The organism is Xenorhabdus sp. SGI246, from assembly GCF_040838225.1.
Taxonomy (GTDB): domain Bacteria; phylum Pseudomonadota; class Gammaproteobacteria; order Enterobacterales; family Enterobacteriaceae; genus Xenorhabdus; species Xenorhabdus indica.
On the sequence record NZ_JBFPEZ010000016.1, the window covers coordinates 77,316 to 94,570 of the forward strand.

12 protein-coding genes, 1 other RNA gene and 1 pseudogene are annotated in these 17,255 nt (G+C 40.7%); 7 read left to right on the forward strand and 7 right to left on the reverse strand.

Going from position 1 to position 17,255, the window contains the following annotated elements; genetic code table 11:
• Positions 1-192 precede the first annotated feature (192 nt).
• The 4 genes from recR to apt all read right to left on the reverse strand — a co-directional run bounded on the left by recR (position 193) and on the right by apt (position 3,848).
• Entirely contained in the window at positions 193-801 is a 609-nt protein-coding gene (gene recR / locus ABLA85_RS04475; protein WP_038262276.1) for a recombination mediator RecR, read from the reverse strand.
• Positions 801-1,130 (reverse strand): YbaB/EbfC family nucleoid-associated protein, encoded by a 330-nt coding sequence (locus tag ABLA85_RS04480; protein WP_047679982.1) that lies wholly within the window; start codon positions 1,128-1,130, stop codon positions 801-803. The genes recR and ABLA85_RS04480 overlap by 1 nt, the downstream gene beginning before the upstream one ends.
• A 47-nt stretch (positions 1,131-1,177) precedes the next feature.
• On the reverse strand, positions 1,178-3,199 hold the full coding sequence (gene dnaX / locus ABLA85_RS04485) for a DNA polymerase III subunit gamma/tau (protein WP_367961738.1): 2,022 nt from the start codon (positions 3,197-3,199) through the stop codon (positions 1,178-1,180).
• A 97-nt stretch (positions 3,200-3,296) separates the two neighbouring features.
• The gene (apt, locus tag ABLA85_RS04490) at positions 3,297-3,848 is read right to left on the reverse strand and encodes an adenine phosphoribosyltransferase (RefSeq protein ID WP_367961740.1); all 552 of its coding nucleotides are present in this window, start codon (positions 3,846-3,848) and stop codon (positions 3,297-3,299) included.
• A gap of 208 nt (positions 3,849-4,056) precedes the next feature.
• Between apt and priC the strand changes: the two genes are divergently transcribed.
• Positions 4,057-4,599, forward strand: a complete 543-nt coding sequence (gene priC / locus ABLA85_RS04495; protein WP_367961741.1) for a primosomal replication protein PriC — start codon at positions 4,057-4,059, stop codon at positions 4,597-4,599.
• A 17-nt stretch (positions 4,600-4,616) separates the two neighbouring features.
• Entirely contained in the window at positions 4,617-4,787 is a 171-nt protein-coding gene (gene rsmS, locus ABLA85_RS04500; RefSeq protein WP_367961893.1) for a pleiotropic regulatory protein RsmS, read from the forward strand.
• Between the two features lie 49 nt (positions 4,788-4,836).
• On the opposite strand, the gene mscK is transcribed toward rsmS, so the two are convergent.
• Both mscK and acrR read right to left on the reverse strand, forming a co-directional pair.
• Positions 4,837-8,325, reverse strand: coding sequence for a mechanosensitive channel MscK (gene mscK, locus ABLA85_RS04505; RefSeq protein WP_367961743.1), 3,489 nt, complete (start codon positions 8,323-8,325; stop codon positions 4,837-4,839).
• 160 nt (positions 8,326-8,485) lie between these two features.
• Positions 8,486-9,136 carry a multidrug efflux transporter transcriptional repressor AcrR gene (gene acrR, locus ABLA85_RS04510; protein WP_367961744.1) on the reverse strand — a complete coding sequence of 217 codons (651 nt, stop codon included), beginning with the start codon at positions 9,134-9,136 and terminating at the stop codon, positions 8,486-8,488.
• 151 nt (positions 9,137-9,287) lie between these two features.
• Here acrR and ABLA85_RS04515 point away from each other — a divergent pair, with 151 nt between their 5' ends.
• The 4 genes from ABLA85_RS04515 (at position 9,288) to ABLA85_RS04530 (ending at position 15,041) form a co-directional block, all read left to right on the forward strand.
• The gene (locus ABLA85_RS04515; RefSeq protein WP_367961746.1) at positions 9,288-10,487 is read left to right on the forward strand and encodes an efflux RND transporter periplasmic adaptor subunit; all 1,200 of its coding nucleotides are present in this window, start codon (positions 9,288-9,290) and stop codon (positions 10,485-10,487) included.
• A 14-nt stretch (positions 10,488-10,501) separates the two neighbouring features.
• Positions 10,502-13,651, forward strand: coding sequence for an efflux RND transporter permease subunit (locus ABLA85_RS04520; RefSeq protein ID WP_367961749.1), 3,150 nt, complete (start codon positions 10,502-10,504; stop codon positions 13,649-13,651).
• Between the two features lie 770 nt (positions 13,652-14,421).
• Entirely contained in the window at positions 14,422-14,790 is a 369-nt protein-coding gene (gene tomB / locus ABLA85_RS04525; RefSeq protein WP_367961750.1) for an Hha toxicity modulator TomB, read from the forward strand.
• 47 nt (positions 14,791-14,837) lie between these two features.
• Positions 14,838-15,041, forward strand: coding sequence for an HHA domain-containing protein (locus ABLA85_RS04530; RefSeq protein WP_010845060.1), 204 nt, complete (start codon positions 14,838-14,840; stop codon positions 15,039-15,041).
• A gap of 130 nt (positions 15,042-15,171) precedes the next feature.
• Here ABLA85_RS04530 and ffs read toward each other — a convergent pair.
• Positions 15,172-15,268, reverse strand: an RNA gene (gene ffs / locus ABLA85_RS04535) — signal recognition particle sRNA small type.
• A gap of 1,105 nt (positions 15,269-16,373) precedes the next feature.
• Between ffs and ABLA85_RS04540 the strand changes: the two are divergent.
• Positions 16,374-17,170 (forward strand): annotated as a pseudogene (locus tag ABLA85_RS04540) (acyl-CoA thioesterase domain-containing protein).
• Positions 17,171-17,255 lie beyond the last annotated feature (85 nt).

A 17,255-nucleotide genomic window follows, 5' to 3' on the forward strand; every position in this document is an offset into this window, starting at 1 on the left:
AGATATGTAAAATCGGAAGATGGTAATCAGATGGGGATAAAACCTAAAAATTTCAAGCTCAGATGACAAGAAGAATGTGAAATTAATTATATAACTCAGTAAAAACAATTAATTAAATAAAATATTATGGATGGCGGTGCTCTCTGCAACACCATCCATTGGAATTTCCCATTAAAAATAATGAGGGAACAATCACAAATCAGTAATTTTCTGCCGGCCAGCAAGAGAATGGGACAGTGTTGTTCCATCCACCATTTCGAGTTCCCCCCCAACGGGAACACCATGAGCAATACGACTGGCAGTCACACCATATTGTGAGCACATTTCCGCAATATAGTTTGCTGTTGCCTCTCCTTCGACAGTCGGGTTAGTTGCCAGAATAATTTCTGACAGGGTTTCAGAAGACAAACGTTCTTCCAAGCGATCCAACCCAATATCCATTGGACCAATACCATCTAATGGCGATAAATGCCCCATAAGAACAAAATAACGCCCGGCAAATTGACCAGTCTGTTCAATTGCGTGGATATCCGCGGGGCTTTCCACCACGCAGATTTGACCATTTTGCTGGCGACGAGGATTGGCACAAATTGTACATTGTTCCTGCTCTGTAAATGTCCGGCAGTCCTGACAATGACCAATTTCAGACATGGCGCGCGTCAATGCTTGCGCAAGCCGCATACCGCCACTGCGATCCCGTTGTAAAAGATGAAACGCCATTCGTTGTGCCGATTTAGGACCTACGCCCGGCAGGCAACGCAATGCTTCCATCAAGGATTCAAGAAGAGGACTGGTTTGCATCAGAAAGGCATCTTAAAGCCAGGTGGCAATTGCATTCCACTGGAAACACTGGCCATTTTTTCTTTTTGAGTTTCTTCAATACGGCGGGCCGCATCATTGAATGCTGCAGCAATCAAATCTTCCAACATATCCTTATCATCGTCCATCAGGCTTGGATCGATTTCGATTCGACGGCAGTTATGTGCACCATTAATGGTAACTTTCACCAGACCAGCACCAGATTCACCGGTCACTTCCAGATTTGCAATTTCTTCCTGCATTTTCTGCATTTTTTCTTGCATCTGCTGGGCCTGTTTCATCAAATTGCCCAAACCACCTTTACCAAACATAATTTTCTCTCTTTGCTGTAGACACAGTATAAATACACACTGCGGGGTTAAACAGGCCGGATACTTTCTTCATCCAATTCTGCATCGAATAACTGCTGAAGTGTTTGAATCGTTCTATCCGAAATAATGGATTGGCGAGCTTGTGCCAATTTTTCTTCATAAATGGCTTGTCGCCACTCCAACGGTGTTTTTACCGCTGGATTATCATCTTCAATGATACTGAGTTCAATAGGTCTACCATGTAATTCACTCAATGCTTCAGTTAACGTTTTCTGCGCTGTTGCTGAATTAAGATGACGTTGTTTTGAACGTAAATGAAGGCGGAACTGGTTTTCGTTAATCTGCTCTTTAAATGCATTCAATGCCACCTGTTGAACCAGTTTTGGAATATTCAAGTTATCAATTTCAGCGGCCCATGGATCTCTTTGTTTAGATTCAACCGCTAACTTTTCCACCAATTCTGGGGGCTTTTCATATTCAAGTGCTGATTTAATCGATTTTGGTGTCGTAGCAACTGGTTTTTTTTCAATATTTTTAGCGCGCCAGCGATAAGCCTCTTGTTTTACAGGTTTAGATTCCCGCGTCTCAGGAATAAAAGATTGCGGCCGTTGTTCAGCCACTGTAACCAATCGCTCCAATGCCGAACCTGCCGACTTCGTCTTCACAGACGCTGCCGGCTCAGCCTTTTTTGGAGGAGCGTTTCCTTGGCGAGAAAGCAGATTCCTTGCTTGCAATAATTTTGCTGTCGGACTGTCAGCTACCGATTCTGCCTCTGATGTCTGAGGCATTTTTTGTTCAGTAGATTTTTTGCTAACCATATTGTCAGGAACAATATGGTCAGGTACAGAATTGTTTGGTCCGGAATTATTAGGTTTGGATTGAGCTATAACACGCGGCTGTGCAGGTGTTGATGCTGCAATAGCCGATGCAGTAGGAGTTTCTACATTATGATTATGGGGTTCCGGCGTTTCTTCAATAACTGTTTTGGGATGAAACGCCAAAGCACGCAATAATGCCATTTCAACTCCCATTCTGCGCTCCGGCGCAAAGGGGAGATCTTTACGACCAACCAATAAAGCCTGGTAATAGAGTTGTAAATCGCTAGGTGAAATTGATTTCGCCAGCAATCGCAAACGCCCTTCTGTTGAAGACGGTTCTATTTCTGGTTGCTGAGGCAGCAATTGGATCATGGCGATGCGATGTAACAACGATAACATCTCGACCAGGAGATTTTCCCAATCCATACCACGTGCTGCAACCTGCTCAACCAGAGCCATAAGCATCTGCCCATCAGCACGAACTAGCGCTTCTATCATTTCCAGAGGCTGTTCATCATCCAGCGTGCCTAGCATCTGGCTGACAATCTCTGCTGTCAGTTTTCCACCACCGAGAGCAATGGCCTGATCGGCCAGACTTAATGCATCACGCATACTGCCATCTGCCGCACGAGCCAATAGCTGACGGGCCCGAGCCTCGCTCTCTATTTGTTCTGCCTTAAGTACATGCTCCAATTGACCACTGATTTGATTAACATCCAGTGCCTTCAAATGAAATTGCAAACAACGTGAAAGAATGGTTACCGGCAATTTCTGCGGATCAGTCGTTGCCAACAGAAATTTCACATGTTCTGGCGGTTCTTCCAATGTCTTGAGTAAAGCATTGAAGCTATGACGTGACAGCATGTGAACTTCGTCAATAAGATAAACTTTGAAACGCCCTCTGGCAGGCGCATACTGCACGTTATCCAGCAATTCGCGGGTATCTTCTACTTTTGTTCGCGAAGCAGCGTCAATTTCTATCAGATCAACAAATCGTCCCTGCTCAATTTCAAGGCAATTTGTACACTGTCCACAGGGGGTTTTTGTGATACCTGTTTCACAATTCAGCCCCTTTGCCAACAGACGCGCAATAGTTGTTTTTCCCACACCACGAGTGCCGGAAAAAAGATAAGCATGATGGAGGCGTTGGTGTTCAAGACCATTAGCCAATGCAGTCAACACATGTTGTTGACCAATCACATCAGAAAATATTTGTGGGCGCCACTTACGGGCAAGTACCTGATAGCTCATGAATACCGAGGAGATTGAACACGACTGCCTATCATGCTAGCACAGCCTCACCATAGACGGCGAGGCTGAAGTATCAATTATACAAAAATCAGAACAATCAGTGATCAGGAAACTCGACAAGAATGTAGCTGTCAACACCCTGATTTTTCAAACGCTCTGCACCCCCCAAATCAGGTAAACCAATGATAAAGGCTGCTTCAGAAACCTCGCCACCAAGACGGCGGATTAAGCGAACTGTTGCTTCGATTGTACCACCGGTTGCAAGCAGGTCATCAATAACGAGAACTTTATCTTCGGCTTTGATACTGTCTTTATGAATTTCTAAAGTATCAGTACCGTATTCCAGATCATAAGTTTCACTTAATATTTCTCTGGGTAATTTGCCTTTTTTACGGACAGGAACAAATCCCACTCCCAAACGCAGTGCTACAGGTGCTCCAAACAAGAAACCACGTGCTTCAGTACCGACAATTTTGGTGATACCTTTTCCCTCAAAATGTGCGACCAATAAATCAATCGTCGCTTGGTACGCAGCGGGATTATCCAATAGCGTAGTAATATCACGGAAAAGTATGCCTGCTTTGGGATAATCAGGTATTGTTTCAATACTATCTTTAATAAATTGCAGTTTTTGTGCGTTAGCGGTCATAATTAATGCCAGCCAGTTAAAAAAATGAAAACGCTAAAATCTATGAAAACTACCGGAAAAAAGCAACAACAAAGCACATTGCTGCTTATATTTGTTGATATGTATCAAACTTAATCTCTATGACATTCTGCATCGTTGTTAAACATAACTTTGATGACCGGATGGCATAGAATTTAACAAAAAGATTATTGACTATAACGGGATACTGATGGGTATACAAAATTTATTAGATGTGCTTGAAAAACAAATCAGTATGCTGGCAACCGAGTTAACTTCCCTGCCCGATACCCCATTTTCAATTGCTCGTTTTGATCAGACTTTATTTCATCACCACAGCAATAAACTCAGTGGATATATGCAGGAAATTAACCAGAATATGGCTCAGTTAAAACATTGTGTCAAAAACAATCGTACTGTACAGGTCAAATTTCTCTCTGAACGTTTAGTAATGCAAATTGAAGCTCTAAAAAGAGAATTATCCACCCAATCACTCCGCAGGCAAGAAGATAAGTTTGATCGACAGTCACAAGAGCGAGATCTTTACCAACGATTAGCCGAACATCAAGATTATGAACGCCGTTTAATGGCAATGATTGATGATCGTGAGTTACAACTAGATCAACAAGTTGTATTAGCAAATAAATATAAATTGCAAAGAGAAATCGCCGCTCTGGCAGGAAGGCTTGCTCGTTGCCGTCAGGCATTGATGCGTATAGAAAAAGCGATAGAAAAGCAGGAACATTCAGATTAATTAGAGGAATAATCGTGATGGTTTTCGAAAATGCACCAGTTGAAGTTAAACTTGCAGTAGATCTTATTTATCTACTCGAATGCAATGAAATTTCCCCTGAAATCGCATTAGCTGCATTAGAAATCGTTAAACATGACTTTCAAGGGAAATTAAAACAAGAGTCTCAACAATCTGAGAAAAATGCCTGATAAACAATCATCAGGCATATTCTAAAAGTCATTTTTTTAAAGTCATTCCTTAAGGTAAGAGCGGCTTGTCGTCAGAGGCTGGATGTTCATCTGAATAACGTTGACCCCTGCTCATGGGGGGTTGAGCCACAGAATTCTGAACCATCGTCTTTTGAACTTCTTGCAGACTATTTCCCTGTCCATTATGCAAATAGACTTCCAACTGATTGAACGCAATATTGATATCATTTTCCCGGCACAATTTATCTATACTGCGGTTAACTTCATCAACCGTGCGACTGCGATCACCTAATTCCCGCACATATAACCTTAATTCATGATCCAGTGTGCTAGCCCCAAAACTCATAAAATAAACTTGTGGTTCTGGTTCGTTCATGACGCGGGGATTACTTTTCGCCGCCTGTAACATCACTTCTTTCACCTTATCGAGATCAGAACCATATGCAACACCCACCTTAATGATAATGCGGGTGATTGTGTCAGAAAGTGTCCAGTTAATCAGGCGTTCTGTAACAAATGCCCGGTTAGGGATAATCACCTCTTTACGATCAAAATCAGTAATTGTTGTTGCACGAATACGGATTTTACTGACTGAGCCAGAATATGTTCCTATAGTGACGGTATCGCCGATACGAACAGGACGTTCAAACAAAATAATCAAACCTGAAACAAAATTGGCAAAGATTTCCTGTAATCCAAACCCCAATCCCACCGAAAGTGCTGCTGCCAGCCACTGTAATTTATTCCATGAAACACCCAGTGTTGCCAGTGCACTAATCCCTCCAACACCGATAATAAAATAAGTCAGCGTTGTCTTAATGGCATAAGAAGAACCCTGTTGTAACTGTAAACGGGATAGTACCAATACTTCCAATAACCCCGGCAAGTTTCTCATCATGACCCATGAGATAACCAGCATAGCTATGGAAAGTGCCAAATCTTTCAAAGTGACGTGTTGCAGGACATTTCCCAGCTCTGTTGCCGTGCTGTATTGCCACAGATTAATTCCATCAAGGTAAGAGAATACCGTCACCAAGTCAGACCAAGTCCAGTAAAATGCCATAAAAAAGATCAGAAACAACACCATCGTGGTTAAACGTAATGATTGCTGATTAATGAGATCCAATGCCATTGGTGGTTCCTCTACCACTTCGCCTTCTGCACCTTCTTTTGCCTGAGCCTGACGGCGGGCAACCGCGCGGCGATACGCAATACTACGCGCTGCAAGGCTTAACCCACGCAGACAGGACTGATAGCAAATATGCCAGAGAAGAAGCAGATAAGCACTGTAAAGCCAACGTTCAGATAAACGTAATGTCGTATAGAAGTAGCCGGATACCGTCAACACAATCAGAACCAACGGGGCAAAAGTTAATGTCGTTACCACGATGGTTTGGATCATATGCGAACTTTTTTCACGCCATACCTGACGGCAAAATGGAAAAATAAATATAAAAACAAAGAACAGACAAAGCAGTACGGTACATTGACCAATAACATCATCAGATAAACGAAGTGGATGTTTAACGCCCAGGGTTACCCAGAACAGAAGCGGCAATAAAGCGAGTGACAATCTCGTGAGATTTTTGCGAAATAGTGAACACAATTCTTTATTCAGGGAGAAATGCTGTTCTCCGATCCCTCCTTTATCCAGAATTTGATAACTGCATCCATAGACAATCCAAAATAACGCCAATTGACGGGAAAATCCCCAAACCAACTCCCCTAACTCATCACCTGACTTCGAGTACCAGTAACCTATTGCCAGAATAATAAAAGCCAGAGGCAGTGTCTTTATCAGCGTCAGAATCAAAGCCAGTGGAGTATGTAATTGACTATCCCTGCGTAGTTGCCCTACCTCAGTAGAAATTTTCTTTAGTTGTACATTAATACTTTTTGTCTGCCAGCGTAAAAAAAACCCTACCAGTAAAAGGGGAATAACAAAGTGAATAGAATTCTGCAACCCGGTGATAAGCCCGCTGGTCGTAAAATGAATATTAAAATGCGTCAGCTCTTCATGAGCTAATGCTGGCAGTGATTTCAACCATGCCCAGTTCATAGGCTTATTGCTATTAACCCAGAAAATCTGCTGGACAAGCGTCTGTTCCAGCGATTGACTCACATCCAATAACTCCTGTTGATCCATCTGCAAATTAATGGCGTGTGTAATCTGCTGACCAAGCAGGTTGTTCAGTTGGTTCAATAAATCCCGACGAATCTCAAGTAATTGCTCTATCGCATTACGAATTTCCCCAACCACCTCTTGAGGCTCATCTTGTATCTCACTGATATGTTGGTTCAATAGTTGATTGATATAGTCATTAACCAAGTAAAGCTGATCACGTTGCTGAGCAATTTCAAACTGTTCTAACCGCAAGTCGGCAATTTTCGTGGGTAAATCCTTTGTCAGGACATTTCGGGGCACTTTGAGCTGTTCCTGAAACAAAATGCGTGATAACAATAAGCTTCCACGTAATACTTTAACTTGCTCTTTCAAACCACGCTCAGATTGGATAGCTCTATCCAGAAAATTCTTTACCTGAATTTTTTTCTGCACGAGTTGGTTATTATCCCGTGTTGCCGCTACCAAACGTTCACTGAGATCTCGATTTATCTCAATTTCTTCCCTGACCAGCGGATTGGACTGAATATGAGGATTAGTATCATCTGAATTCTGCACCTCTTTGGCAGTTTCTTCCGAAACAATTAGGTGTCTTCCATTAACAATATCCTGAATTAACTGGACATACCGCTCCAATTGTTCAATTTGGAAAGAAGTGTAATCACGTTGAAGCTGTAAAAGGGTTTGTAACTGGGTATTTACTTGCAAAGACTCTTTTTGGTAGTCCTTTTGTTGCATCAAGAAAGATTGCTCTACCAATAATAATTCGATTTCGGTATGACGAACCTCAGACTGTTCCGTGATTGCGTTATTAAGCTGATTACGAATTTGCTGCAACCGTTGTACATTATGGTACAGCAAATTTTGTGCTCGCTCTGGCTGAGTTTGTAACCCAATCAGTTGGCTATTATAACTGGCGAGATTGTCCTGTGCTTTTTGCAGGTTGTTCAGTGTATTGTTCAGTTTGGTTTCAAGTTGTTTCAGAGATAAAGTAGCCAGATTTTGCTTATATTCATTCTCATTCTGTTGGGAATTACTCTTCAGGCTTGCTAATTCAGTGGTGAGCTGTTGTGATTTCTGTGGTAATTCCTGTAAATTTTTTTTAAGTTGTTCAGAATCCAGCTTAACTTGATCTATTTTATCAAAGAAAGAGAGCGTTTTTTCTAAATCGACTATTGAGGCTTTCTCTTCAACTGTATGCTCTTTACGCTCTGTCAACACTTTAAGTTGATTTTGAATATCATCACGCGTTGGAACATCACTACTGAATACAGCCATAGCTGGATGAAAAAAGCATGACAGAAGAATAAATAGGCTCACCAGCCCTAAAAAGTGAAAATACAATACCCCTGGTCTTTTATTGCACAAGACCCCCTTATTGAGTACTGTACTCAAATAGTGGTTAAATGGAATCATGAATTCATCTACTCATCGTTTGCAGATAATGGAATGATAGCACTGAAGTGCAGGTAACACTGCTATGTTTATTTTTCAGGCCAGTGTCAAGAGGTTACTCTTAAGAACATAATTACTGGCCATAATAAAATTGATTCCATTTATAATTATCTCATGTTATTCAAAATTTGTTTTCTTCAATATGGCGCATGTGATGGCTATATTTTAGTGTATCAATGAAACTATCCACCAGATATACTGCTTGCTCCTGAATATTAAAACTGTCCGGCGCAAATAACCAATTCTCCAATAACCCAGTCATTAATGCTCTTAGCATAATCGCTGAACGTTTGGGATCGATATCATGAGGCAATTCTCCCGATTGAATACAAGCAACCAGCACGTCTTCTATTTTTTGATAATCGGAAATACATACCTCCCGAATTTGCTCAGACAATAAAGACATTTCTCCAACAAACTCACATTTATGGAAAAAAATTTCCATTAACAAACGATTCTGGCAATTACTCGTCATCATTTTTAACAGAAAAATCAACAGAGATCTCAATACAAAGAGTGGATTATTGGGATATTTTGCTTGATACTCTTTTTCAAAAGCATCTATTGTGCTTTCAGGCATTTTACAAGCAGCAAAAAGTAAATCAGTTTTGTTTTTAAAATGCCAATAAATTGCGCCACGTGTTACACCGGCTGCAATTGCGATATCTGATAATGATGTAGCAGAAACACCACGCTCAGAAAAAACCTTTATCGCAGCTTCTATAATTTGTTGACGAGTTTCTTTAGCTTGCTGTTTAGTTTTTCGTGCCATTTTTATGCCATAAACTTTGTTTTTTAACCGAGGCTAATTTACATACATTCATGTATGTTTGTACTATAGCATCGCTCATCAATGAAGTAATAATTTCACTCGTTAGCACTCATCAATTCGAGAGTTTACATTGAAAAATTGAGGTTTACTTATGCGAAAAATCAGAGGGGTTGTGCCTCTGGCCACATTACTGGTACTTTCAGGCAGCTTCATTCTCTCAGGATGTAATGACAGTCAAGATTTTCAGCAAGGGGCTGCTGGCGAGCAGGTTCCTGAAGTCGGTATCGTAACGCTGAAAGCTGAACCTCTGACAGTGATCACAGAATTACCGGGCAGAACTTCAGCTTATCGTGTTGCTGAAGTACGCCCTCAAGTCGGTGGCATCATTCTGAAACGTAACTACAAAGAAGGCAGTGATGTTCACGCCGGAGATTCTTTATATCAAATTGATTCAGCAACCTATCAGGCAGATTACAGTAAGGCCAAAGCAAATTTGGCCAGAGCAGAAGCAAACGAGAGCGTCGCTCGTTTAACTGTTGAACGCTATAAGTCATTACTGGGTACACAATATGTTAGTAAACAGGAATTTGATAAAGCAAATTCTGAATACGCTCAAGCTGCGGCAGATGTTCAATCTTTGAAAGCGGCATTGGAAAGTGCCCGCATAAACTTAGCTTATACTAAAGTCACTTCTCCCATCTCAGGACGTGCAGGTAAATCTACCGTCTCTGAAGGAGCTCTGGTTTCTGGCGGGCAGACAAATGCTTTGACAACGGTTCAACAACTTGATCCTATCTATGTTGATATCACGCAATCCAGCGATGACTATCTGCGACTTAAGAATGAGATCGCAAAAGGCACAGTTCAGAGAGAAAACGGTAAGCCCAAAATTCACTTAATCACTGATGCAGGGAAAATGTATAGCCAGACTGGTCACCTTGAGTTTTCAGACATTACTGTGGATGAAACAACGGGCTCCATAACAATGCGTGCTGTTTTTCCGAACCCGAATGAAGAACTACTGCCCGGTATGTTTGTCCGTACCAAACTGGAAGAAGGTGTGCGTAAAAATGCGATTTTAGTTCCTCAACAAGGGGTGACCAGAACACCTCGTGGTCAGGCAACAACACTAGTCGTTAATAAAGATAACAAAGTGGAATTGCGTTATATCAATGCCACTCAAGCCGTTGGCAACAAATGGTTGGTTACCTCGGGCCTAAAAGCAGGTGATAGAGTCATCGTCACAGGGTTGCAGAAAATCGCGCCGGGACTAACAGTTCAACCAACGGAAGTTGATTTGGATGCCAAGCCTACAACAACTAAAACTGAATCAACCAAAAAATCTCAATAAGGAGTTGGGGATTCATGCCTAAGTTTTTTATAGAACGACCAATCTTTGCATGGGTAATTGCAATTATCACTATGCTTTCTGGTCTGTTGGCAATAATGAAATTACCTGTGGAGCAATATCCTTCTATTGCACCGCCATCGATTTCTATCTCAGCAAATTATCCTGGAGCTGACGCAACAACAGTACAGAATACAGTCACTCAAGTTATTGAGCAAAATATGAATGGTATCGATAACTTAGTGTACATGTCTTCTAATAGTGATTCTGCTGGCCAAGTGAGTATCACACTCACCTTTGAAGCGAACACAGATCCTGATATTGCACAAGTGCAGGTACAAAATAAACTGCAACTGGCAATGCCTTTGTTACCTCAGGAAGTTCAACAGCAAGGCGTTAGCGTTGATAAAACAACCAATTCTTTTTTAATGGTCGCGGGCTTCATTTCTGAAGATGATTCTATGACTCAGGATGATATCTCCGACTATATCGGAGCCAATGTCAAAGACTCACTTAGCCGCGTTACTGGTGTGGGTGAAGCCATGCTGCTTGGTACACAGTATGCCATGCGTATCTGGCTCGATCCTGACAAGTTGGTCAATTATAAAATAACTGTACAAGATGTCATGAAGGCCATCAGAGATCAGAATAACCAAGTTGCAGCCGGTCAACTAGGGGGAACACCTCCTATTCCTGGACAACGCCTGAATGTTTCCATCATTGCCCAGACACGTCTAAGTTCTCCCGAACAATTTAGCAATATCCTGATACGTGTAAATCCCGATGGTTCAAAAATCAGTCTGAGTGATGTTGCCACTGTTGAGCTGGGTGCTCAAAACTATGGCTTCATCGCCCGATTCAATGGTAAGGCTGCGTCAGGGATCGGTATCAAATTAGCAACTGGTGCCAACGCTTTAGATACGTCTAAAGCTGTCAAGAAAGTACTGGCTGAGTTGCAACCATTTTTCCCGCATGGTTTGACCGTTGTATATCCGTATGACACAACTCCCTTCGTTAAGATTTCTATTTTCGAAGTGGTGAAAACACTGGCAGAAGCTATCTTGCTGGTTTTCGTTGTCATGTATCTGTTCCTGCAAAACTTCCGGGCAACACTGATCCCAACTATTGCGGTTCCGATCGTATTGCTAGGTACATTTTCCGTGCTGGCCGCATTTGGTTACTCCATCAATACGTTAACCATGTTTGCTATGGTACTTGCCATTGGGCTACTCGTAGATGATGCAATCGTCGTGGTGGAAAACGTTGAGCGCGTCATGCAGGAAGAAGGGCTCTCGCCAAAAGAAGCGACAAAAAAATCAATGGGACAGATCCAAAGTGCTTTGGTCGGTATCGCACTGGTGCTTTCTGCGGTATTTGTTCCAATGGCGTTCTTTGGTGGATCGACTGGTGCAATTTACCGTCAATTCTCGGTGACAATTGTCTCAGCAATGATATTGTCTGTCTTTGTCGCCTTGATCCTGACACCAGCACTTTGTGCAACCATGCTTAAGCCCATTGCCAAAGGCAGCCATGGCATTCAAACCGGTTTCTTTGGCTGGTTTAACCGCTTGTTCGAAAAAAGTACGCATCACTATACCGATAGTGTAGGGCGTATGCTACGTAGCACAGGACGTTATCTGCTGATTTATGTTGGGCTGATCGCAGGTATGGCTCTGATATTTATGCGTATCCCCTCTTCCTTCCTTCCAGAAGAAGATCAAGGGGTATTGCTGGCAATGGTTCAGCTACCTTCCGGCTCAACTCAAGAGCAGACACAAAAAGTCTTGGAGGAAGTCAATGATTACTTCTATACCGATGAAAAAGACGTTGTTCAATCTGTATTTACCTTAAACGGCTTTGGTTTTGCCGGTATGGGACAAAATATGGGGCTGGCCTTTGTCAGCTTAAAAGATTGGGATGAGCGTAAGGCTGCAAAAGATAAAGTCCCGGCAATCCTGGACCGGGCTAACATCCGTTTTTCACAAATCAAGGAAGGAATGGTATTCGCATTTAACATTCCGGCAATTGTGGAATTAGGCTCCTCCAGCGGTTTTGACTTCCAGCTAATTGATAGAGGAAACCTCGGACATGAAGCGCTGATAAATGCACGTAACCAATTACTGGGCATGGTCGCTCAACATCCAGATATGCTCACGAGTGTTCGTCCTAATGGGCAGGATGATACTTCTCAGTACCGCTTCTATATTGATCAGGAGAAAGCAGAAGCTCTGGGTGTTTCCGTCAATGATATCAACACAACATTAAGTACGATGTTTGGTGGTGCTTATATTAATGATTTCATCGACCGGGGTCGGGTTAAAAAGGTCTATGTTCAGGCCGATTCAGCTTTCCGTATGTTGCCAAAAGATATTGGTAAGCTGTATGTCCGTAACTATTTCGGTAAAATGGTGCCATTCTCTGCATTCATAGACACTTCTAAAGAACCGTGGATTTATGGTCCTCCGCGTCTGGAACGCTACAACGGATTACCATCAATGGAAATTGTCGGTGAAGCTGCCCGCGGGAAAAGTACCGGTGATGCAATGGCTCTGATGGAAAAACTTGCTTCACAGTTACCATCAGGTGTTGGCTATGACTGGACGGGAATGTCTTATCAGGAACGTCTGTCAGGTAACCAGGCTCCAGCACTATATGCGCTATCATTAATTGTCGTGTTCCTCTGTCTGGCAGCGCTGTATGAAAGCTGGTCCATACCATTCTCTGTAATGTTAGTTGTACCACTAGGAATTATTGGTGCATTGCTGGCAACTTTAATTCGTGAGCTGGACAACGATATCTACTTTAAAGTAGGGTTGCTAACCACAATCGGTCTGTCTGCAAAAAATGCCATCCTTATCGTTGAATTCGCCAAGGACTTGCTGGAGAAGGAGGGTAAAGGACTAATAGAAGCCACCCTGGAAGCAGCGAGGATGCGTTTACGTCCGATTCTGATGACTTCTTTGGCCTTTATGCTAGGTGTCATGCCTTTAGTTCTGAGCAATGGTGCTGGCTCTGGTGCTCAAAATGCCGTAGGAACTGGCGTATTGGGAGGTATGATTGCTGCGACATCGCTGGCAATCTATTTCGTCCCTGTATTCTTTGTTGTAATTAGACGCCGTTTTAGCCAAAAAAGTGAGGATATAAAACACATTTCATCTCCTCAATAAATCCAGTAATTGACTTAAAAGGCCACGGATGTGGCCTTTTATATCAACCCAACGACATCAACAAAAAATATCTTATCTTGTATCCAACTCGGAAAACTACCTTTACTACAGTTAAAATAAATACTTATGAAAAACGCTCTACACTTAAAATGTGATATCTTTACGTTTTTTATAATAAATGGAAGATAAGTTGGTAATTTGACATCTGTTTCTTCTAATTACACCTTTAATGGTAAAAAGTGTTCCCCCTTGATGATGATATATGTAATAATGATGTTATATTGATTTTGAAAGTTCCAATACAATTACTCATACCCAAGACGAATTCAAGTTGCAGCGTGATAACAAACAACTCACAAGCCTCCAGAAGCCATAGATAACTATCCTAGATACTGTGCCTGGATGACATATGTGAGTGAACGCAGCCAACGCTATAACCAGCAAAAAAGTAGCAATTTGAAAGATGAAGGGTATATAATGATTTTTGTACCTACTTGCTATAACATCTACTATATTAGTATAATCCAATATATTTGATGTCATATGTGTTTACATCCGTATTTTTAGTAGCATACTGGCTTTTAGCCTTAACTAAGTGTAAATTGCTCACCTTTAAAAAAGCGGGTTGGTAAACGTAAAAAATATAGAGTCTTATTATTAATAAATAATAATCATGTTTTGATAGGCTTAATTCTAAAAGAACAACTATAATAATTGATATGTATAAGCCTTAGCTCAAATAAGCCTTACGTTGTTTACGGGAGGTGATTATGGATGAATATTCACCAAAAAGACATGATATTGCTGAATTAAAGTACTTATGTGAAAATTTAATTTACGAAGCATTTTCGGTATTGAATCGCACTGATAATCATTGGATAAACGATCTGACTTCTGAAAAAAGCTTAAGACTAAACGAATTCATCGAACACATTACGGCGTTTGTTTGGAGTTTTAAAATTAAATATACTGACAACTACAACTTCAGTACTTTAATTGATAAATATCTGGATGAAACATATAATTTGTTTGGAAATGATAAGATAAGCTTTGTTGAACTGACACAGTGGCAAAAAACAAATAAACACTTAACTAACATTCTGTTACATGATTTAAACGCTTCTTTAAGCAAAATCTGATAAATATATTCCTAACTATTTTTTATACCAAATAAGATAAGGCGATTATGACTAAAACTGACTATCTGATGCGTTTGAGAAAATGCACTTCTATTGAAACACTGGAACGTGTAATTGAGAAAAATAAATATGAGCTTTCGGACGATGAACTAGAATTGTTCTATTCCGCCGCTGATCACCGCTTGGCTGAACTAACCATGAATAAACTCTATGATAAAATCCCGTCATCTGTTTGGAAATTTGTCCGCTAAGCTGCTGTGATCAGATAGGAAGTAGTGAAAGCCGGTAACTATTATCGGCTCCCCATATATTGGGTGAGATGTAAACTGACTGTGGGTTAAAATGGCAGGCTAAAAACCGCATCTTGAAAATGGGTGAGGGCTCTACCAGCGACATCCCAGCACACACATCCCCTGCTATGGCTGCTTCTTTCCAGACCTGACCAAGTTAACAAGTTAGCATTGCGGGAGAACCAATAGAGCCCCCATTGATGTTAGCTTCAAACTCCAAAGCGGAGGCTATTATCTTTCATACAACCTCAAATAGCAAGCCACTCCAATTTAAATGTCCATTTATTACCCACAATGATAGGTAAATCTTCAAAAAAATTGTTTTAACACACAAAACAGCCTACAGCTTATAGATAGATTCATGTCATCACTGACAATTTGCTCAAATAGAATAACAAAACAACTCAAGCCTCATGAAACCAAAGCCTATTCATTTGCTTAAGTATCATTACCATCAAGTTAATTACAAAATCCATATCAGAGCCAGAATAGAGATGCCATCTTTTAAGGACTAATACATAAGAGTTACAATCGTACTCTCAACCAAAATAACAAATAAAATAGTTTAATAAGATAGATCATTAATATTTTTCTATTTAAATATATTTAATCAACATCATGTTTGAAAGATGCTTGTTTAAAGAATTGCACTTAAAAATTTGTGTTTGATCACATATAAACAGCTATTAACCTAAATATCTAATCAATAAAAATGACTGGAACAACTAACAAACATAATAATCAATAAACAAACTCGGTAGCCAAGATATCAATTTAAAATGATGTAATGAAGCTTATGAAATTTCTCAAAATATACTCATATCAATCATCATGCCACCTCCCCACACAATGCTGATAAAAAATAAAATAGTTATAAAAATCAACAAATAAGAATAAAAACCAATACTTATCGCATTCTTTAATAAGAATTGATAAAATTAATAACACCCCATTTCATTTCATGATGAAAACATAAAGAAAAAATTTACAGATTGAATAGGTTTTTTATTTTCCTCATAAAATAAAACACACTATCAGAAATTAATATATTATTGTTTTATGCCCTATGAGTTTCAACGTGTTTCACAAAGGCAAAGGAGCAACAAATTCGCCGGGAACGAATTTGCCTAGCCAAAGGCTGGCCTCCGGTGAGAGGCAGGAGCCTCTCATTAATTCCCAAGAACATAAATAACTCTGTCACTGAGGTGAGCGAGTGAAGCCAACAAAGATGCAAATTTGAAATATGACAGGTATATAAGGGCTTACGTAATATTACAAAAATAAGGGCACATTATGAGTCAGGCATTGCAAAATTTAATCAACCTGATGCATCTGGAAAAGATCGAAGAAGGAATTTACCGGGGACAAAGTGAAGATTTGGGGTTTCCTCAAGTTTTTGGTGGGCAAGTTATCGGTCAATCTCTATATGCAGCAAAGCAGACTGTTGCAGATGAGCGCATACTGAACTCCTTCCACAGCTATTTTCTCCGGCCAGGTGATAGTCATAAACCAATTATTTACGATGTTGAAATATTACGTGATGGAGCGAGTTTCAGTGCCCGCCGAATCAGTGCAATACAAAATGGCCACCCTATTTTTTATATGACAGCTTCTTTTCAGAATCATGAAGAAGGTTTTAAACACCAAGGTTCGATGCCAAAGGTTCCTCCTCCTGAAATGCTTCTCCCCCGTTAGAAATAAAACCTATTAATTTCCATAGTCCTATTAATAATTCATCAGAAGAGCCTATTCGTTATGTCTGGTTTCGTAGCAATGGCAAACTACCGGAAGAACTCTTTATTCACTATTGTCTGCTAGGCTATGCCTCAGATTTAAATTTTTTACCTACATCATTACAACCTCATAGTGTTCATTTTATGGATAAAGGTATTCAAGTTGCCACTATTGATCACTCAATGTGGTATCACCGCCCATTTAGGATGGATGACTGGCTACTTTATGCAATTGAGAGCCCCTCAGCATCAGGAGGCCGTGGCTTTGTTCGTGGTCATATTTATAACCGTGAAGGTCTGCTTATTGCCTCTGCCGCTCAGGAGGGTGTGATCCGTAAGCGAAAATATACCCAATAAAGAAACCCCAGAGCATAGATAAACTGTGCCCTGGGATGTTTTGAGAACGGGTTAACATCGTCAACAAAACAAAAAAGAAAGATGA

What these genes read in the sequence shown, in the direction of transcription:
- recR (WP_038262276.1), bottom strand. Translation starts at nt 801, where the DNA reads ATGCAAACCAGTCCTCTTCTTGAATCCTTGATGGAAGCATTGCGTTGC.
- ABLA85_RS04480 (WP_047679982.1), bottom strand. Translation starts at nt 1,130, where the DNA reads ATGTTTGGTAAAGGTGGTTTGGGCAATTTGATGAAACAGGCCCAGCAG.
- dnaX (WP_367961738.1), bottom strand. Translation starts at nt 3,199, where the DNA reads ATGAGCTATCAGGTACTTGCCCGTAAGTGGCGCCCACAAATATTTTCT.
- apt (WP_367961740.1), bottom strand. Translation starts at nt 3,848, where the DNA reads ATGACCGCTAACGCACAAAAACTGCAATTTATTAAAGATAGTATTGAA.
- priC (WP_367961741.1), top strand. Translation starts at nt 4,057, where the DNA reads ATGGGTATACAAAATTTATTAGATGTGCTTGAAAAACAAATCAGTATG.
- rsmS (WP_367961893.1), top strand. Translation starts at nt 4,617, where the DNA reads ATGGTTTTCGAAAATGCACCAGTTGAAGTTAAACTTGCAGTAGATCTT.
- mscK (WP_367961743.1), bottom strand. Translation starts at nt 8,325, where the DNA reads ATGATTCCATTTAACCACTATTTGAGTACAGTACTCAATAAGGGGGTC.
- acrR (WP_367961744.1), bottom strand. Translation starts at nt 9,136, where the DNA reads ATGGCACGAAAAACTAAACAGCAAGCTAAAGAAACTCGTCAACAAATT.
- ABLA85_RS04515 (WP_367961746.1), top strand. Translation starts at nt 9,288, where the DNA reads ATGCGAAAAATCAGAGGGGTTGTGCCTCTGGCCACATTACTGGTACTT.
- ABLA85_RS04520 (WP_367961749.1), top strand. Translation starts at nt 10,502, where the DNA reads ATGCCTAAGTTTTTTATAGAACGACCAATCTTTGCATGGGTAATTGCA.
- tomB (WP_367961750.1), top strand. Translation starts at nt 14,422, where the DNA reads ATGGATGAATATTCACCAAAAAGACATGATATTGCTGAATTAAAGTAC.
- ABLA85_RS04530 (WP_010845060.1), top strand. Translation starts at nt 14,838, where the DNA reads ATGACTAAAACTGACTATCTGATGCGTTTGAGAAAATGCACTTCTATT.